The organism is Vibrio sp. NFR (assembly GCF_027587095.1).
GTDB classification, from domain to species: Bacteria; Pseudomonadota; Gammaproteobacteria; order Enterobacterales; family Vibrionaceae; genus Vibrio; species Vibrio harveyi.
The window spans coordinates 215,839-242,426 of record NZ_JAPPTN010000008.1 but is presented as its reverse complement, the minus strand read 5'-3'; the positions used below and the strand labels follow the sequence as shown (position 1 = coordinate 242,426).

Below are 26,588 nucleotides of genomic sequence, written 5' to 3'. Positions count from 1 at the left end.
GCGCTGTCCTGTCATAAATCAATAAATGATTAATATTTTGTATGAGTCGGAAAAGTATTGTGCCAGTGATTCAACGTTATCTCGCTTTATTCTTTTTGATGTTTTTAGTTTCCGCCCAAGCGATGGCCGCGGGGGAAATTGAAATATCGTTTAGTCCCACATCAGGAACTGCTTATGAAAATGGGGAAGTAATCAGTTATTCCATTGATGTGAAAAATACAACAGCGAATACTATTAGTAATGTTGCTGTAACGAATAAGATATGGGAAGTCATGTCTGGTTCGAATAAAGCATTTAGCCGCTTAACAATCTCTGATTCTCATACATTAGGTTCGAGCCCAGGCACTTACACCGCAAGTAACAGTAACCTCGATGTGAATGGGGCTAGCCTACTCCCTTTTGGACGGGTTACTTACCAAATTGAAGCGACCGTTGCGGATGACGCCGCTGAGGATATTGTCTTAGGCAACACCGAGGTAAAAGGTACCGTTTCCGGCACAGAAACGACGTTTACCAATACATCAACGATTACGTTTACTCCTGCGGATTACGACTACACGTTAGAAGCTTCCGTTCAGCCGGCTGAATACCAAGTGGGGAGTAAGCTAACTTATAAGCTGATTGCGACCAACAGAGGCTCTGTTACCGTTAAAGGCTTAGATATCGAGCAAGCGTTCGAGACGCTGACGGCTCAAAAACAAGATGGCTCAACAGGTGCAGCTTTCAGTGATGTTCATATCAGTGCTAAAGCCTCGTCCGGCAGCAAAACGGGTACTTTTGCTACTTCTGGTGATTTGTCGGTTAAAGACGCTGAGCTCTCTGTTGGTGGTCACGTCACCTACACCATCAAAGCGACCGTTGTTGATGACCTTGTTGGCGACATTGTCACCAAAGCGACATCAACGACTCGTGCTGGCACTGTTAACAGTAGTGAACTTACAACGCCTCCGGCAGATCCAGATATCGCTCTGGCGCATACTTTACAGTCGACATCTCCTTACCTAATTAACGGTGAGGTTGATTTTCAAATCAAAGTCACCAACAACGGCGGAGCGATTGCTCACAATTATCATGTAAAACAGAATATTAAAGATTTGGTTAGCCCAAATGGTCTAGCTAATGATCGTACTTCTTCCTACAACAATACGGATGTGGACGGAAATCCTTTTGATGCTTGGGACATCACGGTATCAAACATTGGTGGAAAGTCAGATTCATCTTATGCGGGCAGTACGCAAACGAACGTTGACTTCAATGATATCGTTTCGATTTATCCAGGAGAGTCGATTACCTACCAAGTTAAAGCAACGTTAACCCCTGTTACCATTGGATCTCTGCAAGGTTTCACTGCGTCAGTGACGGATCAAGCTGACACCCTAGTTAAGAGTTCAAGTATTTCAGACACGGTAAATGCAGAGAAAGTACTGAGTGTTGCAGATTCCGACATTTCAATCACCAAAACGACCTCGGCGTCAGAGTATGTGCCAGGTGGTGAGATTGAATACGAAATCACGGTTACCAATGGCTCTTCCAAGTATTTTGCCAATAACCTTTTGGTCCAAGATAACCTGACTTGTGTGGTGACTGAACAAGCAGGCGGCGCGGGCGATGGTCAAGCTTTTGAAAAGTGGAAAGTGGATGTTATTTCAGGTGAGGATTCCATTGGTTCGGACCCTGGTTCGTTTAGTTATGGTACTTGGACGTCAAGCCCGCTTTCACTGACACCGGATATCGCGCCGGGCAAAACGATCAAATACAAGCTAACGGCAAAAACGAGTGATACGAGTACCGGTCTTATTTTGGATGACAGTGCAAGCTGTGCCAATGATAACGTGACGGAAGAAGGATCTGGTGTACAAACGCCGGACGATAATTTACGTGCGAGCAAAGATGTCGACAGTCGTTTCTACTCTTCCGGTCAGGCTCTGACTTACACCATCACAGTAACTAATGATGGTGATGGTTTCGCTAACCAAGTTCAGGTTTTGGATGACCTTAAGTCAGTCAAAACTCAAGATATTCATGGTAGTGAGATCGCCGCGTATACGGGCTGGACTATTACCGCACAGGCTTTCAAAGACGACGGAAGTACTGCAACCGCAAGTGACACCGGCATTGCTGGTGAGGTGAAGTTCCCGGATAACCTAAATGTGATTGCGACGCTTCAGCCTCACTCTTACATCGAATACACCATTGTTGCTGAAACCAATCCGCTCGCAAATGGACATATCTCTAACCAAGTGACTGTGGATGGCTCGGTTTATGCCGACCGTGGCTCTGACCCGCGTGACTTTGTGATTCAGTTAAACAAGCGAGTAAAAACAAACACAGATTCAAGCTTCCATGGTGAGCAGACGGCTTACTCAAAATTAGACAACGAAGTGACGTACCAAATCAGTCTAAAGAACGCGAAAGAGAATGGCTACGCGACTGACGTTGAAGTAAAAGATCTATTGTCGACGATTAAAGCTGGCGTCCTTGAGCCAGATGGCATGACGAAACCAGTGTTTAAGTCTTGGCAAATTAGTGCAGAGATTATTTCGGATGACCCTCGCTTAGATGGAAACGCTACATATACCGATGTTGGTACGTTCGCTGACAACACGGACTTAAATACTAAAGTGCAGATTCCACCGAACGTGGAAGTGCTATACACCATTGTGGCTCAAATCGATCGTGATACGCCTGATGAAATCCTCTTTACTCGCTTTAACAACACTGCGGATGTCAAAACGCCAGATTCAGGCATTCAATCTTCCGTGGTTGATACGGTTACCGTGTATCCACATGATCCAAAAATCATTGTTGTGAAGACAACTCCAGATGATGATTTTATTCCAGGAAAAGAGGTATCTTTCAAAATAACGGTAAGAAACAGAGGGCTTGGTTATGCAGACGAAGTTCGTGTATTTGATGATATCAAAGCTCTTAATGCCTTTTCTACCTGGAGTTATACCTCTGAAACTGACTCAAACAATTCGCCTTATAAAACAGGCAGCTATGCAGGGGACCCAAGTGGTTACCAAACGGATGAAAATCTTGATGCCCGAGTCGATATTGACCCCAATGTAAGTGGAGTTGATGGCTCTGTAACATTCGTTGTAACTGGTGTCGTTAAGAACGATTACAAGGAGAGTGAAATCTCTAACACGGCTGAAACCTACGATCCTTCGACCAATTTGAATCAGTCATCTTCTGCTGAAATCGGTCATGTATCTGGGGATTCATTAAACGTTTCGATTCTTAAAACAGCCAATAAAGTTCGCTTTATTCCTGGTGAGGACGTGATTTATGAAATCCGTGTCAAAAACAATGGTTCAACTACAGAACATGGACTCAAAGTCTACGACTATCTGAATGATATCAAATCAGTTCTAGCGAACGACAAAGACAATCAGTTCCAAGATTTTCCTGACCAAAACCCGTTTGAATACTGGCAGTTTAAGACTGGTTCAGATTTCGAGCCTGCCACTAACGATGATTTTATCTACCCACCGGGTGGTAAAGGCGCGACAATGAGCCTAGACCCTGGAGAGATTCGAACTTTTCAGATCAAAGCACGCGTCAAAGATAACGTTGTTGGCTCACTGGATGGAACCACTCTCAACAACAAGATTGAAAATGATGCCTACGTGTATCGTTATGTCGGCAACGACGAAGATTCACACGTTTCTCACCACGAAATGGAGCGCGCTTACAATGGCGGTGACGTGGTCAGAAAGCTGCTGGTTAACGGTAAAGAATCAAACTTCTACTCGCCGGGTGATACTTTAACCTATCAAGTGACCGTTTCTTCTCAAACGGGCTATGTGAATGATCATTCAGTTCAAGAAGATATTGATAGTGTTAAGACTCAGCTACTTGATGGTAGCAAAGATACGCCATATGCGTCTGGCTATACCGTTGATGTAAGTAAGCAAGATAGCAAAGGTGGTAAAGGAACCACCGATGGTACTTTGGATGGCACCGTTGCAGATAACCAGAACATCGATACAACGATTGATGTGGCTGGTGGTGATTCGGTGACTTTTGAAGTGGAAGGTGTTGTTCGTGAGGACGCCGTAGGCACGATTACTATCGGTGGTATCACAGTTGTTCCAAATGGCTACCATCTTTCATTTAGTAAAACGGTCGATCAATCCAGTTATGAGCCAGGGAAGCCATTGGTTTACCGATTAACCATTGAAAACGATGGTAAAGGTAACGCCTATAACATCCCAGTGATTGATGAATTGTCGGGTATCACGGTTGATCTCGTCGATGGTAAAAATGAAAAAGCCTTTGATTCTGGTTGGACGGTAGCGCCACGTATTGTGAGTGGCAGTGATAAAGCGATCCTCGATTTAGATAGCAGTATCGCGAATAACAAAGACATCAATACCCATGCCTCCATCCCGACGGGTACAAAGATTGAGTATGTAGTTACTGCAACCGTCAATAAAAATGCGGTGGGTAAGATCCTAAACCTATTGACCGTCGACGGCGATACCGTGAGTGCAGAGACTAAGGCATCTGCCGAGAAATACGATTTCTCTAAACACGTCGTAAAACTCTATGACCAAGATGGCACCACCGAATTGACAGGTGGATACACGCCTGGTGGTTACATCGAATACGAAATCTTATTGAAGAACTTAAACAACGTTCACATCAATCAGATGCCAATCAAAGATGAAATCAGCAAAATTCAAACGGATTACTTTGGCGGTGTGAAAGGTCGTGCGTTTGACTCATGGACGATTACTCCGAGTGTGGACGCGAGTACGATCAGTGATGCGGGTAAAGTCAGTAACAACACGGACATCAATACTAACTTCAACCTCGCGGCAAATGAGTTTGTAACCGGCGGTACGTTTGTTAAGTACACCATTAAGGCGAAGATTAGTGAGCAAGCCGTAGGGCAAATTCTCAACGTAGCCGTCGTTGATAACAGCCATAACTTGCCATCAGAGCCAGTGAACATGCTGCCAGCAAATATCTCTAAAACGCATAAAGCGTATACGGATACAACGTTTGCTACGCATAAAACCACTTACAATCACACAACGAGTAGCGAGAAGATCGTTTACCACTTGCGTATCGAGAACAAGGGTAAAGGTCTGGAGTACAACAAATCTCTCGAAGAGTTTTTCTCGAAAGTCAAAGTTCGTACTGCACAGAATGCGGATGGTGAAGCAGACTCACAGACGCTACCAGCATTCGATCAATATGGTTGGACTGTGAAGGCAACGACTTCTGGAGAAGCAACGACGCTGATCGATGGGTATGTAGGCGGTGCTGATGTCGATATTGATATCGCCAAGCTGTCTATTGCTCCAGGTGGTTGGATTGACTTTGTTATGGAGTCGCAAATTCGTCAAGACGCACTTGACCAAATCGTAGTGAAGCCGAAATACAATGGCTCTAACTTCAGTGCAGCGACGGTTACTCCGGAAGGCAGCAACCTTGCCGTGAGCAAAGAAATTGTGTCTATTGCAGGTAAATCTTACACATCGGGCGATACTTACAAGCCTAACGATGAGGTGATTTACAAGTTTACTGTTACTAATACAGAGCCTGTTTGGCGTGACCAGACGGTAATCCAAGACATCGTGTCTGGCGTTCGTGTTGAAGTCGTAGGTGGAACCACGAAGTCGGCATTCTCAGAGACATCAATCTCTCATATCTTTACCTCTACAGGTACCTCGGGAACGCAGGATACCTACATTGAAACTTATGATGCATCCGATAACTTGGACCTGTTAGTTGATATCGCTCCCGAAGAAGTCATAGAGTTTACTGTGAAAGGAAAAGTTCGTCCTGACGCGTTAGGAGACATTGATGGCAACACCGGGCGAGCAGGCAATCAAAGCGATACCACAGATGTGATTCCACCAGTGGCTCCTGTATTGAGCTTTGAAAAGTCGGTACTGAGTACGACGGCTGACAGCAGCACTTGTACCTTCCCATCGACCTCGGGCTCTGGATGTCATTACAACCCGAATGGTCAAGTGCAATACCAAGTCAGTGTTACTAATACCGGTGAGAGTATTGCTAACGATGCCACAATCGTGGATGAACTGAACACAATTAACACATCCGATGGCAAGCCAGCATTCCAAGATTACAGTGTTGCCATTATCAGTGCTCCAGATGCGGATAGATTCTCTATCACTGGTGATTATCAAGGTACAGTGCCACTTAATGCGGCATTTGATTTGATGCCGGGAGATACCGTGGTATTCGAAGTTGATGGTACGGTAGCTGCAGACGCAATAGGCACTATCACTAACATCGCCAAGGTGAATGGTGACGATAGTAACCCCGTTGTTCTTGACCCAGGCACGTCGAGCCTAATCGCGCAAAAATCTACAGATACACCGACCTACACGCCTGGTTCAGAAGTTCGTTATCAAATGCGTATTCGAAACCAAACATCGAATAACGAGAAGATTGATATTCGAGATGCTATTAGCAGTTACAAGGTAAAAGTGGCTGACGGTTCAGAGCAGGTAGCATTAAAAGATTGGACAGTCAGCGCTCGTGTGATTTCTGATGGCAACCCGTCATATACGGATATTACTAACCTCAATAGCATTGCCGCGAATAGCGACATTGATGTCACAGTACAAATGGGCGGTAAAGCGACTGACGATACTTACACTGAGATTTTAATTGAGGTTGTAGGGCATGTTCGTGATGACGCAGTTGGTGAGTTTACCAACCAACTACAAGGTAAGTTGAACTCGGGGTCGACCTTTTTCACTTATAACCTAAAAGAGAAGGTGATTGTCCCAGAACCGGGCAGCTTGACAGTAACGAAAGTCACGTCGACTACGCCAGCTATCTACCACCCTGGTGACACCATTGGTTATGACATCGAAGTCAAAAATACCGGTGATGGTTACGCAACGGATGTCCTGATCGCTGATCTTTGGAAAAATATTCGTGCCGATAAAGCTGGCTCTACATTACCAGTGCGCGCGTTTGATGCTTGGTCTGCTACCTCAATCAATGTTGTGGGCACTAACCCAAATCTGACGCAACAGATTGCTGGCTCGGAGATTACAGGCGATAAAGGCGAAGGCTATCAAGTTCGTTACAACATTCACCCTGACCATACGGTTCAATTGCATGTTGAAGGTGTCGTAAAAGCGGACCTTGTTGGCGACATTACTAACCTGGTGGAAGTGAGTGATTCAAGCGGCTCCCAAACAGCTGAAGCAACTTATGTTGCTGCGACGGCAGATCTTTCTGTCGATAAAACGGTTGATAAGAACCAGTATGAATCTGGCGATACACTGACTTATACAATCAAAATTGAAAACACGACCGCGAACTGGGCGAATGACGTTCAAGTTAAAGACCTTGTAAACGACATCACCTCTACCAACATTACTGGTGCAACGGTGAAAGCGTTTGAGTCTGGCACTATCTTCTTTAATGCAGCTTCGCAAACTGGTGATACAAAGTTCCCATCAGCGACAGGGGAGTTCTTGGACGGTAGTTTGGATATTGGTCCAAATGACGTTGTGACTCTGACCGTAGAAGGGGAGCTAGATCCGGAAGTTGTCGGGGATGTCACTAACAAGGTCGAAGTGACTTATAACGGCACGACCAAGACTGCTGAAGCGACCAGTACAGCAAAAATCCCAGATTTAACCTTCACAAAAGAACCGATGGTTGAGTTCTATAGTCCGAACCAAGCAGCTGGCTACATCTTGAAGATCGTTAACCAAGATAATAGCTACGCCAATGACATCAACCTGAAAGATGAGATTGGCGCATTGACAGTAACGACGGTAGATGGCTCGACCAATCAAGCCTTCTTGCAATGGGCAGTGCAATACGTCTCGGGCAGTTCATTAACAACGGTGGATGCAAACTCTCTAGTCGTGGACAAGGACATTGACTACAACATCGACCTTGCGCCAAATGACACCATCACACTGTACGTGATTGGTCTCGTCAATGCTGAGGCTACAGGAGATATCGTTAACCAAGCGACCTTGAACCATAACAGCAAAGACGTTACTGCGACTGCGACGCTGAAACCTCGCCCGGGTGACATCGTTCTGGAGAAAACCACTGATGAGCGTTACTACCAGCCGGGTGAGTTCTCTACTTTCCGCGTCAAAGTGACCAACAACGGTTCAGGCTTTGCGTCAGATGTCAAAGTGGAAGACTTCATTTCTGCTCTGGAAGTGGAGACATCGGGCGGCGCTATGGCACCAGCATTCAAAGACTGGACAATCGTGACTACGAAGGGCGACCCTCGCACCAATATCGAGAAGGTCCCAGGACCAAATGATGATATCTCTACCAATATTGATATTGCGCCAGGTGATACGGTGGAGTTTGCCATTACGGGTACGGTCAATGTCAGTGCGGTCGCAAACGTTGTAAACACTGCCACAGCAGAGTTTAGCGGTGCAACGATTGATGCTACGGCAACTTTGGAAACCTTACCTGAGGAAGTATGGATAGAGAAAACGGTGGAATCACCTATCTACATTCCGGGTGAGGATGCGGTATTCCACGTTCGTGTATACAACGGTACTGATGGCTTTGATAACGACATCAAACTCGATGACATTCTGTCGGGTATCAGAACGACTAACGTGAATGGTGTCAGTGATCGCGCGTTTATCAGTTGGACAATTAAAACCACTAGCAAAGACACTCGTACGACGATTACGCCAATGCCGGTAGATGATCGAGACATTCGTTCGGTTATTGATATCGCACCACATGACATCGTTGAATTCACAATTACCGCGAAAACGAATCCGTTGGCAGCAAGTGACATTACCAACATTGCCACTGCGGATTTGAATGGCACCACGCAGCAATCGAGCGCGACGATTCAACCGCAGTCTCAGGGTATTTCTATCGAGAAGACCACCGACAGTGAGTACTACATTCCGGGTAAAGAAGCGACTTTCCGTGTCAAAGTGAAGAACGAAGGTACGGTGCCAGCAACAGACGTTGAGGTGAAAGATGCCATCAGCGATCTTGACGTAGTGCGCCTTGATGGCACCACCGTTAAAGCCTTCGACTCTTGGCGTATTGATGTGAATAAGAGCAATCCAGAAACAGACATCACTAACATTCCGGGAGTGAACGCAGACATTGACTCAATGCTGACGATTGCTGCGAATGATGAAGTTGAGTTTGTGATTACAGGGCTTGTTAATCAATATGCGACGGGTGAGATTGAAAACACCGCAAATGCCACATTCCGCGGTGATACTCAAGAAGCGAGTGCAACGCTGCTATCGATGCCAGAGTCCGTCAAGCTTGAGAAAACCGTTGACGAGGAATATTACCGTCCGGGCGAAAATGCAACTTACCATGTCGTGCTGAGTAACGAATCTGGCTCATTCACCGAAGAGATTGTACTTAAAGACCTGCTCTCTGAATTGAAGGTGAATACGATTCATGACACCGAAGCCGCTGCATTCACCAGTTGGAGAATGACAAGTTCATACAGTGATGATCGAACCATCGTGTTGCCAAAAATCCAAGGTGATAACATGGATATCAATAGTCGTGTAGTGCTTGCTCCAAACGACAAACTGGAAATCGAAATCACAGGTGTCGTGAACGTGGATGCCATGGGGGAAATTACCAACCATGCGTATGCGTACGATAAAACAGAGAGTGATGTGCTTGCTGACGATTTCGTTACGATTAAGCCACAGCCGATCATCCTAGCCGTCACCAAGGTTGCGGATAAAACCGAATACACCAATGATGACGATGAAATCGCCTTTACCATGACGGCAACCAACCGTGGTTCTGCTGATGCTGACAACGTTAACTTGTTGGATGAAATCGATAAGTTGATTGGCAGCAATGGAAATGCGTTATTTACCTCGTGGACGGCGACCATCACCGAGCTTAAATCTGGTGCTGTGGTATCGGTTGACTCAGATAATAACGTTGACTCAAACCACACCATGAAAGCCTACCAAGGTAACGAGTATCAAATTGTGGTGGCAGGCGAGATCAATCAGGGTATTGATGACAACTTCACCAACGTTTTCACTGCGACCGCGCCGACGGGCGAAGTTGCGACCGCCAATGTCACTATCAAAGTGAAGAAACAAGCTTACAACGAAGGCATGCTGACCGTAACTAAGGTTGCGAGTAAGTCAGAAGCGAGTGTAGGTGAAGTGGTGGAGTACGAAGTAACCATCACTAACGAAGATAAAGAAAACCCATTCACGGGTGTGCGTTTGGTGGACCGTTACCCAGGTGGCTTTGCTTATATCCCAGATTCTACTGAGATGGTGAATAGCGGTCCTGATGGTGTATTTGACACTTCAGATGATATTCAAATTTCAGTGGACCCGACCAAAACCAATCAGCTGATCTTTGACGTTGGTGACATGAATATTTACGGCAAAGGCGATTCTAAAACGGCTGATTCTGTTCGTATTCGTTACCTAATGCGGGTCAGTGTCGGTGCCACCTTTGGTGTCTATACCAACACTGCATGGGCAGAAGCGCCACCAGCAGAGAGCTTCTCTGCTCAGAGTGCGACCACAAGCTATGTCGTGAAATCTAATCTAGCCAGTGCAACGGTGGAAGTGATGCCAGATAAGGTATTCGACACCGCTTCGATCATCGGCAAGGTGTTTGAGGATCACAATGGTGACGGCTTCCAAGCAGATGCGACAGCGGATGATATTTATATCGATGTCGATTTAACCGCAGGTGACTACATTCCCGGTTCAACCTTCATTACGCAAGATGGTGTTGAAACGCAGCTTAAAGACGTTCAAGTCACGCAACAAGGTCAAGGTGTGCTGATGTCGAGCATCGACAAAGGCTACGAAGTGGATGAGTTATACGGCTTGTCACGCAATCGAACGCTTGAGCACAGCAACAAAGTGGCATTCCAATTCAAGACTCGAACTCGCCAAGGCTTCCCATTCAAGGTGACCACGGATAACGGCACGTATATCGAGTTCGACAAGCAAGGTAATGCGATTACCAAGCACAAAGGAGACAAGAAAAAAGGTCTGTCAGCAGAGAACATTGATGTAGTGAGAAACCTCTACCGAGATGGTGATGCGTATTTATGGGAAATCATCGTAGAGAACAAAGGGCTATACGAAGATGGCATTCCAGGCGTTCGATTACTGACCGTCGAAGGCATCATTATCGAGACAGACCAATATGGTCGATACCACGTTCCAGATCAGTGGGTGTTGAATAAGAAAGGTAAGCAGTTCTTGGTCAAAGTTGACACAGACTCGCTACCAACAGGCATGAAGGTGATCAGTGAGAACCCGAAAGTACGCCGAATTACACCAAACAAGCTGACGAAATTTAACTTCAGTATTCAAAGCAGTGGGGATGATTAACCGTTCGAAGAACAGACGCTGGCTGGGTGCGTCCCAGCCGACAATTCAAACGGTTAAGCAGGATTATTATGATTAGATTGAGACCATCAAAACTGACAATGTGCATCGCGGCTGGTTTGCCGATACTTTCCTACGCGAAAGACACCAGCCAATTGGAAAAACTTGACAGTGACTCTCTGGGTATTGAAGTTAAAGCTCACGAACAAACAGATAACTCGCGCATCTACTTAGATCAAGGTGCGATTTGGGTAAGCCGCGACATTATGCGTTTTGACCCAGTGCTCGACCTGAGCATCAGCAGTGATGTGGAAGTGAAAGATGGCAAGCCATTACAAGAGATGAGCTTCGCTATTACGACCAACTTTAGCTACTACGTCGATCATTACCAACTTGAGGTGTTTCGGGGTGGAGACCGCGGTTTAGTGAACCCATTAGCCGTGGTAGAAGGACAGCAATTTGCTAATGACTTCAACATTGTTTGGGACGGCGCTACCACGCAAGACTACCAATTTGAATCGAACACACAGCTGTTGTTCCGCCTAAAAGCCTTCGATAAAGACGGCAATATGGACGTGACTACAGTAGGTGTGATTGACCTTGTTGAGCCTGATTCTGAAGTTGATATTGACAAGAATGACGGCGAAGAGGATCAAAGCCGCAAACTTGGTAAAGCCCAATTAATGCGTCACAACATTCCAACTTCTGCGGGTCTGGCAAGATTCATGGGTACAGGGTTAAAAGGTGTCGACAAAGTTGTGATTGGCGAAGATGAGTTCGATGTGGAAGAAGGTGAGCTATACGCAGAGCAATACCTACCAGCAGACGCTTATTTATTCCCAACTCGCGTGGTGTTCGACAATGGTGAAGAGCGCCGTTATCAGCTTTATGTGCGTATTCCAGATGAGTATTGGGTACAAGCGGGTCTTGCTGACTTCTACATTGGTAAAAACAAGGTCACCGGTAACTCAGCGGCATTGGCCGTCGACGACCAATACCAAGATGACATCTACAACCAAGGACGCTTAGCGTACTTTGGACAGGGTAAGTTTGGTGACAAACTCAGAATTACTACTCACTTTGATACCAAAGAGAGTGACGTTCGAGACATGTTTAAGCACCCGTTTGCCTCTGATTCATCCAGTGTATTCGACATTCTAGAAGACGACGATGAGATGTATTACGGCAACTACGGTGACAGTTCGAACATCTACAAAGTGGTCAACACCAAAGGTAAGGTTTATCTCAACGTCGAATACGATAAATCCAATGTGTTGTGGGGTAACTACAACACAGGAATTACGGGTACAGACAACAACGATTACAACCGTAGCTTATATGGTTTCAAAGGTGATTACCGTACTCGCTCAACCACCAAGTTTGGTGAAGATCGCCTGAACATCGTTGGTTTTGCGGCTGAATCGGACTCGCTCTTTGCTCACGATGAATTCTTAGGCACTGGTGGTTCGTTGTACTTCTTGCGTCATGGTGAAGTGGTTCCGGGCAGCGACAAGGTGATGGTGAAAGTTGTTGACCCTGATAGCAGCATTACGGTTCAGGAAATGCCACTGCAATCGGGACGAGACTATGAAATCGACCCGTATCAAGGTCGCATCATTCTAACCAGACCACTAAACAACATCATTTCTGACAACTTTGGTTCGGTTATCAACGACCAGCCTTCTTCTGGCTACGACAACTATCTTGCGGTGGATTATGAGTACGTGCCTCAAGGCACTGATGCGATAGATTCTATGACTGCTGGTGGTCGCGTGAAAGGTTGGGTGAACGATTACATCGGCGTCGGGGCAAACTACCAAACCGAAGAAAAAGACAATCAAGATTACGAAGCATACGGCACAGACTTAACCTTGCGTGCTTCAGAAGGCACCTATTTAAAAGCCGAATTCGGGCACAGTAAAGGTCGACAAACTGATTCTAACTACGTCTCTTTAGACGGAGGTTTAACTTTCACCCCAATTGGCAATAACGCAGAAGATCGCGAAGGTGATATCTACCAAGTGAAAGGGGTGATGAACCTATACGATCTCGCTCCGAACGTCTTTTCTGCAGTGGGTAACGACGTCAAAGCTTGGTACAAATCCAAAGATGCAGGCTACAGTTTTGCCAGCCAAGATGACGACTTAGAGCAAGAGTCATACGGTACCGAAATCCGTTTCCAAGCCACTGACCGAGTTGCAGTAAAGACGCGCTTTACCTCGGTTGAAGAACGTGAATCAGACGGTGATTTACGCACCGATACCCAACAAGCGGAATTGGAAACTCAAGTTAAGGTCACCAAACACATCAAGATCTCGGCGGCGGGTAAACAAGTTGAAGAGCTAAACAACCAAGATGAAAAAGGCAAAGGCACCTTAGCGGGTCTGCGTGCTGACTACATCTGGGATAGCGATAACAACGTTTATATCAAAGGTCAGAAAACCGTAGGTCAAACGGATGAATACGACGAGAACGACAGCGTCACTCTGGGTGGTGAAACCCGGATTCTAGAAGACTTTGTGGTAGGTGCTGAATACACCACTGGCGATCGTGGCGATGCCGCAGAAGCGAGTGTGACGTATGACGTAACCGAAGATTACAGTACGTATTTAACCTATGTAGATGACACATACGAAGGCAAAAACAATGTGATTGTTGGTCAGCGTGCAGACCTAACTTCTACGGTTGATTTCTACCAAGAAAACCAATTTGTTGATGAAAACAACGGCAAAGGTCGTATTGACTCGTTTGGCTTTGGTTACGACATGAACGACGACATCGACATGGGCATCGGCTACCAAAAAGGCGAAATCGAAGACGAACAGAAGATCACCACAGAGCGCCAAGCGGTGAGCGTTAGCACTTCGATTGATATCGATGACGTGCTGTTCAAGAACAAAGTGGAGTACCGTGTCGACAAGACCGATGATTCTGCAGACCCAGATAAGAAACGTATCGACCAATGGGTGACGACTAACCGTTACACGCATCACCTGACGGAAGAGTACACCTTATTTGGCAAGTTCAACTACTCGCGCTCTGAGAGTAAGTCGAGCGATAAAGTATTGGCTCGCTTTATTGAGTCGACGGCAGGACTGGCTTATCGCCCAATCTACAACGACCGTTTGAACTTGTTATCTCGCTACACCTATTTGGTGGATTTCGACCAGCTCAACCGCGATGTAGATTACAAAGATGAAGAGAGCCATATCATCGAAATTGAAGGTATCTATTCGTTGGATGCAAACTGGGATTTAGGCGCGAAATACGCATTCAAAGACAAACATGAAATCTTCACTCGTCAGTCAGGCGAAGACATTCCTGTCGATAGCAAAATTTCATTGTACGGCTTGAGTGCATCTTATCGTGTCATGAAAGATTGGGATGTTACCGGCGAGTACCATTGGAAGACGGACAGCGCCTACGATGAGCTAGAGCAGGGCGCATTGGTTTCCGTTAACAAACATTTGAGTGATAACTTCAAAGTCGGCGTGGGTTACAACTTCTCGGGCTTTGATGGCAACCTAGCGAATGATGACGATTACGACGCATCAGGCGTGTTCATTAACCTAGTTGGTAAGTTATAAGAGGGCGATATGAAAACGACGATTCGTTTGTTAAGTGGCATGATCGTAGGGGCAATATTGGCAGGTTGTTCGGCGGATGCGTATGTAAGCCAAGAGAACCGAGAAAAGTTTGCGGACGTGAATGTCTCCAAGTTTCTGATCAGTGAATGTTTGGCGCCGCAGCGCGAAATTCATATCGCGGTTGCCGAACATTTCGATTTCGATAAGTCCACCATTCGTGAAGCCGATGCGGCAAGTCTAGATGCGTTCATCCATGATATTCAAGGCTTGAGTGGGCGCATCACGATTGTTGGTCATACCGACTTTAAAGGCTCTGATGAGTACAATGAGAAGCTGTCTATGCGCCGTGCTGAATCGGTAGAAGCGTATCTTCAGCAACAACTCAACCCAAAGCAATACGATTGGGAAGTGAAGCACTTTGGTGAGTCGCAGCCGCTAGCGTTGGGTAAATCGGATCAAGCTCGCGCCGAAAACCGTCGTGCTTACGTTATGTTTGAAGAGGCGAAGAAATACGAAGAGATGCCTTTCTGTGAGCCGCCAAAACCAGAACGCAAGATCTACATGGCGATGACACCACACTTTGATTTCGATAAGTCGGAATTAAAACCGGAAGACCTTTCACAATTAGATGACTTCATCGCCAAACTGCAAGGTTTAGAAGGTAGCATTATGGTGGCTGGTCATACCGACCAAGTGGGCTCGCTCTCTTATAATGAACAACTGGCGGAGCGAAGAGCGCAAACCGTAGTGGCGTATCTCAAGACGAAACTCGATCCATCGCAGTTTGTGTGGGAGGTAAAAGCCTTTGGTGAGCTTCAACCTGTGATCAACGAAGAATCTCCAGAAGCCAATGCTTTAAACCGCCGTGCGTTTATCGTATTTAAAGAGAGCGAACTGGGGCAACCGACGGAATAATTTGGTAAGGTTGTCCTCTCGCAAGCTAGCTACCTGTTTTCATAGCGGTAGTTAGCATACAAAGGTCAACCTATCCAAACCAAACAGGGAGTCGGGTAATGGAGAAAGTGCAGTTAGTCGTCGATTTTCTTCTCACTCACAAAATTTTATTTTCCGCATTAATCCTGCTGTTCATCATTGTTCTGCGTCGTTTGATTCTGTCTCGAATTCGTGGCGACGATGCCTTCATTACGGAAGAACAACGCAGTTGGATGTCGAGAACCAAAAACGGTACGTTCGCTCTTACGCTGATCCTGTTGTTCATCTTATGGCAATCAGAAATCAGCGAGTTCGCCCTAAGCGTTACCGCGATTGCAGTAGCGATTGTTGTCGCATCTAAAGAGATTATTCTTTGTTTTACTGGTTCGATTCAACGAGCCAGTTCTCGTTCATTTCGCATTGGTGACTGGATTGAAGTCGGTAAGCTATGTGGCGAAGTGATTGAGCACAACATGATGGCGACAGTGATTCAAGAAATCGACCTGCATCATGGGCAATACCACTTCACAGGAAAAACCGCGACGTTGCCTAACAGCATGTTTTTCACCTACCCAGTGAAGAACCTCAACTTTATGAAGCGTTACGTTTACCATGACTTTTCTGTTGTGGTGAAAGACTTCGTCAACCTATACCCAATTTTGCCATTACTGACCGATAAGATTGACGAACATTGCAGTTACTTTGCTGATGTCGCGCATCGCTACAACGCGATGATTGAAAAACACGCCGGTGTCGATCTGCCGGGTGCAGAGCCGCATATCCATATCTCAAGCAACATCAATGGTGAGCAAATCGTGCATATCATGATTTTCTGTCCAACGGACAAAGCCAACCACTTAGAACACCTGATTCGCAAAGACTTTATGGAGCTGTATGAGCAACGATTCCCGATGAATCCGGAACACTGAGTTCTCGCTCAATAATCATCACCTCAATGTTAACCCTCACCAATCAAAGGTGAGGGTTATTTTTATTGCCCATTTGTCGTTACGACAAAATATCTTAATGGATCGGGGCGCATATAATCGTTAAATTACGCCCGCAATCTGTCCTCAGACAACTTCCGCTTGTTGCTCAAAATACACAATAAAAACATCAATTAAGACTACTCAGATAGTCCGTACCGTAATGGTTGGCTCCCCACGGGCTCGACGACATAACGGTAAAGGTTGCACGCATGGCTGTTTATTAAACCGCTGAATCTCTTCATAACATTACTATTAAGATGCTTCATGCAAACTGGCTTTAAAATCAAATTTTCGCCTTCTCAACGTCTATTCGCATTGATGGGGCAGTGGCAGTCAGCGTCGAAATCCTATTTAACGGATTTGGCGTCAATCGCATTGCTGCTGTTACCTTTGATTCTGTCTAATGCGTTGGCAGTTTTTTTTGGACACGTATTCCGTTTTACTGGCTTAGCGGATTTTTCCCAACTGCTGTTTCATGTATCAGATATCCTGATCAACTTATATCCAAGTGCATTCTGCGTGGTGGCGGGTTACTACCTTTCCCATAAAACCAACGTTTCGAGTGCCGTGTTCATCATCTATTCGTTGATCATGTTCTACTTGATCTCAATAGAGAATGGCAGTCTTTCACAGACTTACATGTTACCGAACAACCCATTGTTGGCGTTATTGAGCGCGACAATGACGTACGTTTACTGCAGCATTTTCAAGATACGTCTGTTAGAACCCCAAGCCCTCGACTTTTCATCACGACTGCTTAAGCACGTGGTGCACTTTTTCTTATTTGTGCTCATCGCGTTGGTGATATCCCATTTCACGGCGATCTTTATGGCGTTGTCAGGTGGCATGGTTCGTGAGCTCGGCGTAGACCCGCTGACATTCAAAGGTGGTTTGATCTATCAAACTGTGCTGGGTTTACTTGGCTCGATTGGCATCAATGGACACAACCTGTTGTTTGCGATTAAGCAGCAGATCTTTGCCGCAACCGAAGCCAATGTAATGGCGTGGCAGGCCGGAGAGGCGTCACTGAACGTGATTAGCCAAGGATTTTACGACGCATTTATGTCGATGGGCGGATCTGGCAACTCGATCAGTTTGCTTTTCTGTGTGCTGATGTTTGCTAAAGAGCGCAATCATTTGATGCTTGCTCTGGCAGCGATGCCTCTGGTGATCTTTAACATCAACGAGGTTTTGTTGTTTGGTTTGCCAATCATCTTCAACCCGATTTTGATCATTCCTTTTGTGCTCGTGCCGTTAGTGAGCTTTGTCATCACCTTTTTGTGCATTTCATCGGGGTTGGTACCGCCGGTAGAGAATATTGTGAACTGGATGACACCACCCTTGTTCAGTGGCTATATGGCGATGGGGAATCAAATAGAAGGTTCGATTCTTCAAGCCTTCATCATTGTATTGGGCATCTTCATCTATCGACCGTTCTATTTGGCGTACGCAGGAAAATACTCAGCACAGTTTCGTGCGAATACGGCTTATACCGGTATCGAAAGCTCGATATTTAAATCACTGCTAAGTAACGTAAAGGCGTCGAACAACTCCAGTATCAGTAAGTCGACGGCGCAGAAACGCTTAACCACGATTTTGCGTGAAGGTGAGTTAGTGATGTTCTATCAAAAGCTCCAGTCGACCAAAAACGTCAGTGAGTTTTCTTATGAAGCGCTACTTCGTTACATCGATAAAGATGGCACGTTATGCCCGCCGACGTTTGTGAGTGATTTTCAAATGCTCAACTCGATGCCATTGCTGGATAAGTTGGTGATAGAGAAAGTCTTGGCAGACATGCAGAAAATGCACTTATCGAAAGATCGTCGTATTGCCATCAACATCGCGGTGGCGACGATAGAACAAGAAGAGTTTGTGCCGCATTTGCTTTCGCGTTTAGCCCATTACGGTATTTCTCCTGAGTGGTTGGAAATTGAAATCACAGAAGAAGCGATTCTCAGCAATAAGGTTTTTTTGATCAAAACAATGGAAGCGCTTCAGGCACAGGGTATTCGTATTGCAATGGATGATTTTGGTACAGGCTATGCGTCGTTTCCACACCTGCTGAAATACCCATTCGACAAGATCAAACTAGACCGTTCACTTTTGTTGGATGCAAACAATCAAAAGGGCAAAGATCTCTACAAGTTGGTTGCGAAACTGGGTCACATCACCCATTGTGAAGTCGTGGCAGAAGGGGTGGAGACGCAAGCGGAATATGACTTTGTTAAACGCTGCGGCGTGGACAAAGTGCAAGGTTATTTCTTTGCTCGTCCATCGCCTTTATTAGACATTCTTGGTGAACAGCAAGAAAAACCATTTCTATCGTCACAATTACAAAGTCGAGTGGAAATATAGACTTGCTGGCGCTAATGTGCGCCTCCTTGCTTAAATAGCAGGCGAATTAACGAACGACGTTGACCTTAGAAGCAACGCGTTTCTATCAAACGAAAGAGTACCGAGGGGCTTAAAAGGTGCTCTTTCTGTTTGGTCGATTACAACAAGTTGGCTGTGGCTACCCTTGTTGAGTGACTATTCGCAACGTTGAACGATCAACGCTTTGTTACTCGAATGATACCGTCCTCGACGTGTTTGTCGAAACTCTCCCTCATTGCGAAACAAATTAAATGGATTTAATTGCGGCGAATTTCTTGAGCGGCTCTTTGAGTCGTACTTTGATGGATTAACTGAGCCAAATGAACAATCGATACATTAATCGGCTTTTTACTGTAATTTCTTCCAACTTATACATTAATGGTTTGTGTAACGTCTTAGTGATGTTGCTGCCTGTTTCATTGATTTCTGCATTCAGTACATTGTTAAGCAATCTACTGATGATCGCAGGCTATGAACAACTTGGTATGACTGTTGGGGCAGCAAGCGCCATTATTTGGAAGCTATTTCCCATTTTGCTTCTAGTGTACTTCTCGCAGTTCCTTTCCTCTTTGCTAAAAGTCTCGCGAGTAAACGTGATAACGCCTTCGTTGATGATTTACTTTATCGTCTGTAACGAGTGGGGCTTATTGCAAGATGGTACTGTTGTTCCGAGTAACTACCCATTAGCGATTCTGGTTCCGACAGTCGTCGCTTGGTCTGTACGCTTCATGCAAAACCGCAGATGGTTTATGCGTTCTGATTTACCAAATGTGGTGGATCAATCATACAACCTCATCATGGCGACCGTAGTCTTGGTGGTTGGTTACACTGTGTTGGGCTATGCACTTGGACAGGCATTCTGTGCCGCTGATATTGCAGATCTGTTACTGCCGAAGCTAGACCCAAACTCGTTGCTTGATGGGATCATTTATGAGTTTGTGCGTAACCTATTTTGGTCGATTGGCATCAATGGTCACATCATTTTTGCCCCTTACAAGTCAGAGCTTTATGAGGTAACTCGTGTCGCGATAGAAAACCACGAAGCGCTGGGCACACCACTGCCAATTTTAACCACAAACTTCTTTGATTTTTATGCAGGAATGGGTGGTGCAGGGAACACCATTTCGTTGGTGCTGTGTATGCTGTTTCTGACTAAAAATCGCAGTTATAAAGCCTTGGCGGCAACAGCACTGGTGTTGAGCTTGTTTAATATTAACGAGCCCATTATTTATGGCTTACCCATCATGTTCAATCCAGTCATGATTGTGCCATTTTTAATCGCACCGGTTGTGGGGTTAGTCATCGCGTATATTGCAACAGCAATGGGGTTGGTGGCACCGATTACCGAGATCGTTAGCTGGATGACTCCGCCGCTCGCCAGTGGTTACATCGGGACTGGTTACACATGGACTGGCGTGGTATTACAACTGATCATCATCTTAGTCGGTGTGTTGATTTACTATCCGTTCTTCAAGCAAATGGACAAGATTGGGAATGCGAATACGTTGTTTGCAAAGTCAGTCTCTGATGATTTCTTCAATTACGAGGGATTAGACAATGGCAAAGTCGCTGGGGCATTTTTCCCTGAAATTACCAATAAGTTCGCGGCACAAAAACGTATCAGTGATCTGAAAAAGCATGGCGAGTTCGTGTTGTTCTACCAACCGCAGGTTAATGCTCGCACAGGGGAGATTCGGTCGCTTGAAGTACTGATTCGTCACCGCTCAGAAACGGGCGAGATCACGCCTCCAACGTTTCTTGAGGACTTTGCCAAAGTCGGCTTAATGAGTGAGTTGGATTTATGGGTGGTTGAGACCACACTGCGTGAAGTGGCGCCTTTGGCGAATCGACCAAACTTTAAGGTCTCGATTAATTTATCTCCAGAAACTTGCTTGGTGCCAGACTTCACCGAAAAAGTATTGACGATGATTAATGAAAGCGCGTTGTCTTGCTCGCAAGTTGAGTTTGAAATTACTGAAGATATGTTGATTCAAGATGAGCATCGTACACACCGTGTGTTGAGCACACTGCGAGAAGCGGGGGTGAGGATTGCCTTGGACGATTTTGGTTCTGGTTATTCGTCAATTGGTTACTTGTCGAAATACGATTTTGATAAAGTGAAAATAGATCGTTCGTTGGTGCTTAATCTCAACAACAAAAATGGTCGTGAGCTGTTTAGGTTAACGGCGAAACTCGTAAAAATTACTGGTGCTGTTACGGTGGCAGAAGGCATAGAGACAGAAAGCGAACTGGAGTTTATGGCAGAGCTCGGTATCGATCTGATCCAAGGCTTCTATTTCTATCAACCAATGCCCTTCGACGATGTTGTAAAGCTTGAATACAGTCAGCGAGAAGAGAGTCTGGATTACGATCACTTTGCATTTTAAGGCCGAGGTGAGCAGATACAAAAAAGGGAAGCGCTCAGCTTCCCTTTTCTTTTAGGTTCAATTTATGTCGCTCTAAGAATCTCAAACTAGAATACTTAGATGAAGGCGTGATTATTTGAACTCGAATTTACCCTGCATGATTGCCCAGTGACCTGGGAAAGAACAGAAGAACGAGTAATCGCCTCCCGGAGTCATCTTCTCAGTGCTGAACGTGATAGAAGTGCTTTCACCACCGCCAACCACTTTAGTGAAGGCATAAACACGGTCATCGTTTGGTTTCACGTAGTTATTTTCTAGACCAGCAGACATGCCTTCTGTACCCACAGCTTGAAGGTTTGCCGTATCAGTAATCACCACGTTATGACCCATTGATTGCGCAGGCATTTTACCAGTGTGGTTCAGCGTCAGTTTCACTTCTTTACACGTCGCTGGCACGCTCAGTGTTTTGGTCGAAAACTGCATCATATCGTTAGCATCGATGGACACTTCACACTCTGCGCTTGCTTGCGCGCCAAAGCTTAATCCAACTAGTGCAAAGGTTGCTGCTACTAAACGTAAAGACATATAACACTCTCCATATTTTATTTTTGGGCTGACTTGGATTCAAACCGATCCAATGCATCTCATTATCATCGAATATTCCAATTGAAACCGTGCTTCAATCCGGATATTGACGTTTTGTTGCAAAGTTATACTTATTGTTTTCACTGGATGATCATTCATATGCCTTATTTTGAACGCTTCATTTAAGAAGTGTGAAGACGATCTTTATAACCACCTCAGATGCCTATTTGTGTCTTCAGAACGCCCTGATTTTGGCGCTTTTTTCGCTAACATGTAACTAAGTGTTTCAAGTGTTTTTATTCTGTAACTTATTGATTTTAAGATGCATAAAAGCAAAGTGAAGACAAATTCTTATCTCGATTGTCACCAGAAAATAGATTTGTTTTATCCAGTGCACACTTTCTGAATTTTGAACTAGAGTCCCAGTTTTTTGTTTGCTTACCGATTGCGTACGAAATGTCGTCAAATTGACGCGAAAAGACGCTTTATTTTTGGCACTTTTACACCTGTAAGTTGAGTTACATTTAGTTACACCTGTCCGCTGCGACGCGAAAAAAGTCCCCCTCTATAATGCCTTTCCTTTTTATTGTTGTTTGTATAAGTCTTTAATTATGAGAAAGAATACGCTAGCGATCATGCCAAGTGTTTTAGCACTGGCGATCGGTATGGGGTTGCCTGCTGCACACGCAGGAGTGATCACAGACGCAACTATCGTCGGCTCAGAAAGCCAGTGGTGGAACACTTACAAAGTGATCCTAACGAACGACGGTTCAAAGCCAGTTGAACTTCGTGATGCGAAAGTGACGTTTGATTCAAACCTATCAATGTCGACACCCTCTTGGTCTGCGACTGGCATCAGCTACCCGGGCATGAAGTTCACCAGCGACGCACAAGGCAACGTCTTCAAGAACACGCTCGCGTTGGCTTTTGATCGTGGTAGCTGGGTGAAATCACAACTTCCGGCAGGTGAGCGTATTGAGCTAACTCTGGGTGTGAGTGGTGTATTGGATCTGACTCTTCTTCAAAATACCATTCGTCTGATCGCTGATGACGAAGGTGAAGTAGGTGAACCAGAAATTTCTCTTCAATTAGCTTCGCCAGTGAACGGTGCTGAGTTTGAAGAAGGTCAAGCGGTTGCCATGCTAGCGAACGTTACGGCAACCAACACCAGCGTTAAAGCTGTGACTTTCTTTGTCGACAACAAACAAGTTGCTCGTGTAACGCAAGCCCCATTCCAAGCAACTTGGACTTCTGTTGGCGCAGGCACTCACACGATCAAAGCTGTAGTAGAAGACACTTCTGGTTTAACCCAACAACAAGCGGTAAGCATTTCGGTAAAAGAGAAGCCAGTTGAGCCACCAGTGGCACCTGAAGTCCATGAGCTAACATTCGTCGCGCCTACACAGGGTCAAGCATTGATGGTGGGTCAGGCAACGACGATTAAAGCCCGTGTTGATGGTGAATTGATCTCTAAACTGGAGTTTTGGGCGAATGACCGCAAGTTAGGTCAACGTAACATCACAGCAGGTCAAACGACGTATTCTCAATCTTGGACGCCAAATGAAGTGGGTAATGCGACACTTAAAGTGGTGGTTCTCGATCAGAACAACCAAATGGTCGAGCAACGCAGCATCGCAGTTGCAGTTGAAGCAGCCCCAAGCTTTGTTAAGCCAGAAGTGAGCTTCTCTTCGCCTTCGAACGGTTCTAAGTTTGAAAAAGGTGAAGCGGTATCCATTTCTGTTCGTGCAACGGATGCTGATGACGATTTGTCTCGCGTTATCGTGAAAGCAAACAACAAGCAAATCTGTGATTTCAACGCATCAACTACAAACCAGTTCTCTTGTAACTGGACGGCGTCAGAAGTCGGTGCAGTTAAGCTAGAAGCGATCGCAACAGATGCTGAGCATCTAACGGCGACAGCACGTGTAAACATCACAGTTGAAAAAGTAGAAACACCGACGCCTCCGCCAACAGGTGGACTATGTGTTGATTTTAATGTGTACCCAGACTGGACTCGTGGTGATCACGCAACAGGCGGCGACATTATGGTTCATAAGAACATTGCCTACTCAGCGGTGTACTGGACTCAATCTGTTCCTGGCAGCGATAGCTCATGGTCATTACATCTAAACTGTGATGGTACTGAGCCGGGTACAGCGCCAGCACTATCATTGCGTAACCCAATGGACCCAGTGCGTCTAGAAGTGGCAGGTTGGCCAAACACATTCGTAGTGGCGAGCCCATCCACTCAAGCACCAAGCACACTGACTATTGCAGCAAGCAGCAGTGATGCGCTCACAGACCTAGAGCAACTGACACGTTCGTTTGTGTCGGCTATCGAACAAGCAGAGAACGCGGGTACTGCATCTGTCGTGATTAGATCGGATGTTCTGGATCTCGCTACGCAAGACAAAGGTGCATCGTTTGGTGCCGTTGCGGTTAAACAAGCACTGACGAATGCCATTGATATCACGGGTAGCCGTATTGATATCGATGCGATCAACGCACTGAGCGATGACGTGAAAGGCTGGGCACATGCTTACAACTTGATCTTCACCACTCTTGCGCCACAAGCGACATTTGGTTGGTCACTAAGCATTGGTGAGTTTGCTTACGATACGCACTCTGGTCGTCAGTCTGTATGGGATGAAGCGTCCGTTTTCACGGCAGATCTACTTGATAGTTTCGAGCTTTACAAAGCAGATGCTGCGAACAAAGCTGACTTTGTGGTGTTTACTAAATCGAATGCAACCACGGCACTAACCAGCGAGCAGTGGCATCACGCACTTGAATACGTAAAACAGGTGACAGATTACGTTGATGCGCCTGCAATGTTAGCGAACATGCCAACAGAGCAAACCGCAAATTACTTCATGGGCAATACTCAAACCGATCAGCAAATCCGTAAAGCCGCGTACAGCAACGTATTTGCATTGATGTTTGATCAAGACTCTCAAGCCCTAACCAGCAAAATTGAGCTTTACCAAACGGCGAAAGTGCCACTGTATTACGTAGGTGAAGAGTTAGAGAAAGGTTCATTGACTCGCATTGAAGCGCTAAACCAAGAGTTAGCAAATGCTGAAAGCGTGATGGATAACGAAGCCTTCCTATACGAAACGCCACAGTCTCAGTGGGTTCCGTCAACGGTTTACAAGTGGAACGACTTCCTAGATGGCTTGAACGCAATGCACAACATTGGTGTGGCGGGCAACAAGTTCTGGTTGATGAACGATGAAGTTGATGATGCAACCAACATCAAATACGCGAAAGTCGCGATTGCTGCGTTCCTTGCACAAAGTATGCAAGAGACCATTCGCTACAACGCGTGTGATGAAAACAACTGGTCTGAAGTGAAATACGGCGCGCCTGCGGATTACCCAATGACAGCAAGTTGTGGTCAACTGGGTCAGAAATACGCAGATTACGGTGTAAATCCAGTTTCAGGTTTAGATCATGCGTACTCTTGTCCTCGTGATGACAAGATGGAAGTCAGTGCGTTGACTCATGCTAAATGGTATGGCGCACCAGCTCCAGTCTTTGCAGCACCTGATGCAGTACTTGAAGAGCGCGGTCTATTGGTGAACGGTGCAGCAGGTCGTTGGACAAACAACGGTCACTGTAACGATGTTCCAGAAAACGTAGATACGTCTAAGCAAGTTTGGGAACGCGACGAGTGTAAGACTTACGTTGGTCAGAAAGCAGGTAAGTTCATTTGGGACGGCAGCAGCCAAGAAAGCGTTGAAGGCTGTGGCTGGTGGGGTCGTGGTGTAATCCAAACCACAGGTCGTCAGAACTTTGGTACGCTTAACCACTACCTAGGTCGCTCGCACGTTGATCCATCAACCATTGGTAAGACAATTGATGGCGTAACGGTAGAAGCGCCACCAGCGAACCCACTTTATGCTGAGCTAGACTTCTGTTCTAACCCAGGTCTGATTTGTAGCTCGGAAGAGAACAAAGAGATCAAGTGGATCGCAGGTCTGTTCTACTGGGTAACGTCAGTTCAGGCATACAACGATGAAGGCGGTCAGTACGCGGATTGGAACTACCACAATGAGCTGAAGAAGTATGTAGATAGTGGTCTGCAAGGTTCTCAATTTATCGATGACGTTTCAGGCATCGTTAACCGTGGTTGTCCGGACCTGACGTGTTCGACAGGTGATGTTCACAATGTGAAAGAGCGCCGCGAGAACTTCAAACTGGTACTACAAAAGCTAGGTCTTGATCCTCGCTAATTAAGACAAAGCAACATCAATGAAGAAAAGCCATCACCGAAAAGTGGTGGCTTTTTTGTTTTTAGCATTTGGCTTAGATGCTTAGTTTTTATTATTACTAATTCGTAATAGTCATTTTCTTTTTCCGCTTATTATCATTTATTTTCAACCCAATATAATGCCCGCCATT

8 protein-coding genes are annotated in these 26,588 nt (G+C 45.7%); 7 read left to right on the top strand and 1 reads right to left on the bottom strand.

Annotated features, from left to right (window positions below; all coding sequences use genetic code 11):
* Nucleotides 1-272 precede the first annotated feature (272 nt).
* From OH463_RS16745 to OH463_RS16720, 6 genes are all read left to right on the top strand, one after another.
* Nucleotides 273-11,354: a hypothetical protein gene (locus OH463_RS16745; RefSeq protein WP_269991745.1), complete on the top strand. Its 11,082-nt coding sequence runs from the start codon at nt 273-275 to the stop codon at nt 11,352-11,354.
* Between the two features lie 68 nt (nt 11,355-11,422).
* The gene (locus OH463_RS16740) at nt 11,423-14,938 is read left to right on the top strand and encodes a hypothetical protein (protein WP_269991743.1); all 3,516 of its coding nucleotides are present in this window, start codon (nt 11,423-11,425) and stop codon (nt 14,936-14,938) included.
* A 9-nt stretch (nt 14,939-14,947) separates the two neighbouring features.
* On the top strand, nt 14,948-15,853 hold the full coding sequence (locus OH463_RS16735; RefSeq protein ID WP_199479198.1) for an OmpA family protein: 906 nt from the start codon (nt 14,948-14,950) through the stop codon (nt 15,851-15,853).
* Between the two features lie 98 nt (nt 15,854-15,951).
* A complete protein-coding gene (locus OH463_RS16730) occupies nt 15,952-16,800 on the top strand; it encodes a mechanosensitive ion channel family protein (RefSeq protein ID WP_005452782.1) in 849 nt (282 codons plus the stop codon).
* Between the two features lie 324 nt (nt 16,801-17,124).
* Entirely contained in the window at nt 17,125-19,215 is a 2,091-nt protein-coding gene (locus OH463_RS16725; RefSeq protein ID WP_053050511.1) for an EAL domain-containing protein, read from the top strand.
* Nucleotides 19,216-19,553: 338 nt separating this feature from the next.
* Nucleotides 19,554-21,620, top strand: a complete 2,067-nt coding sequence (locus OH463_RS16720) for an EAL domain-containing protein (RefSeq protein WP_017818530.1) — start codon at nt 19,554-19,556, stop codon at nt 21,618-21,620.
* Nucleotides 21,621-21,731: 111 nt separating this feature from the next.
* On the opposite strand, the gene azu is transcribed toward OH463_RS16720, so the two are convergent.
* Nucleotides 21,732-22,184 carry an azurin gene (azu, locus tag OH463_RS16715; protein ID WP_005452777.1) on the bottom strand — a complete coding sequence of 151 codons (453 nt, stop codon included), beginning with the start codon at nt 22,182-22,184 and terminating at the stop codon, nt 21,732-21,734.
* Between the two features lie 611 nt (nt 22,185-22,795).
* On the opposite strand from azu, the gene OH463_RS16710 reads away from it, so the two are divergent.
* The gene (locus OH463_RS16710) at nt 22,796-26,419 is read left to right on the top strand and encodes an Ig-like domain-containing protein (protein ID WP_269991738.1); all 3,624 of its coding nucleotides are present in this window, start codon (nt 22,796-22,798) and stop codon (nt 26,417-26,419) included.
* Nucleotides 26,420-26,588: the final 169 nt, after the last annotated feature.

Coding starts and splice junctions, on each gene's coding strand:
- OH463_RS16745 (WP_269991745.1), top strand. CDS start 273: ATGTCTGGTTCGAATAAAGCATTTAGCCGCTTAACAATCTCTGATTCT.
- OH463_RS16740 (WP_269991743.1), top strand. CDS start 11,423: ATGATTAGATTGAGACCATCAAAACTGACAATGTGCATCGCGGCTGGT.
- OH463_RS16735 (WP_199479198.1), top strand. CDS start 14,948: ATGAAAACGACGATTCGTTTGTTAAGTGGCATGATCGTAGGGGCAATA.
- OH463_RS16730 (WP_005452782.1), top strand. CDS start 15,952: ATGGAGAAAGTGCAGTTAGTCGTCGATTTTCTTCTCACTCACAAAATT.
- OH463_RS16725 (WP_053050511.1), top strand. CDS start 17,125: ATGCAAACTGGCTTTAAAATCAAATTTTCGCCTTCTCAACGTCTATTC.
- OH463_RS16720 (WP_017818530.1), top strand. CDS start 19,554: ATGAACAATCGATACATTAATCGGCTTTTTACTGTAATTTCTTCCAAC.
- azu (WP_005452777.1), bottom strand. CDS start 22,184: ATGTCTTTACGTTTAGTAGCAGCAACCTTTGCACTAGTTGGATTAAGC.
- OH463_RS16710 (WP_269991738.1), top strand. CDS start 22,796: ATGAGAAAGAATACGCTAGCGATCATGCCAAGTGTTTTAGCACTGGCG.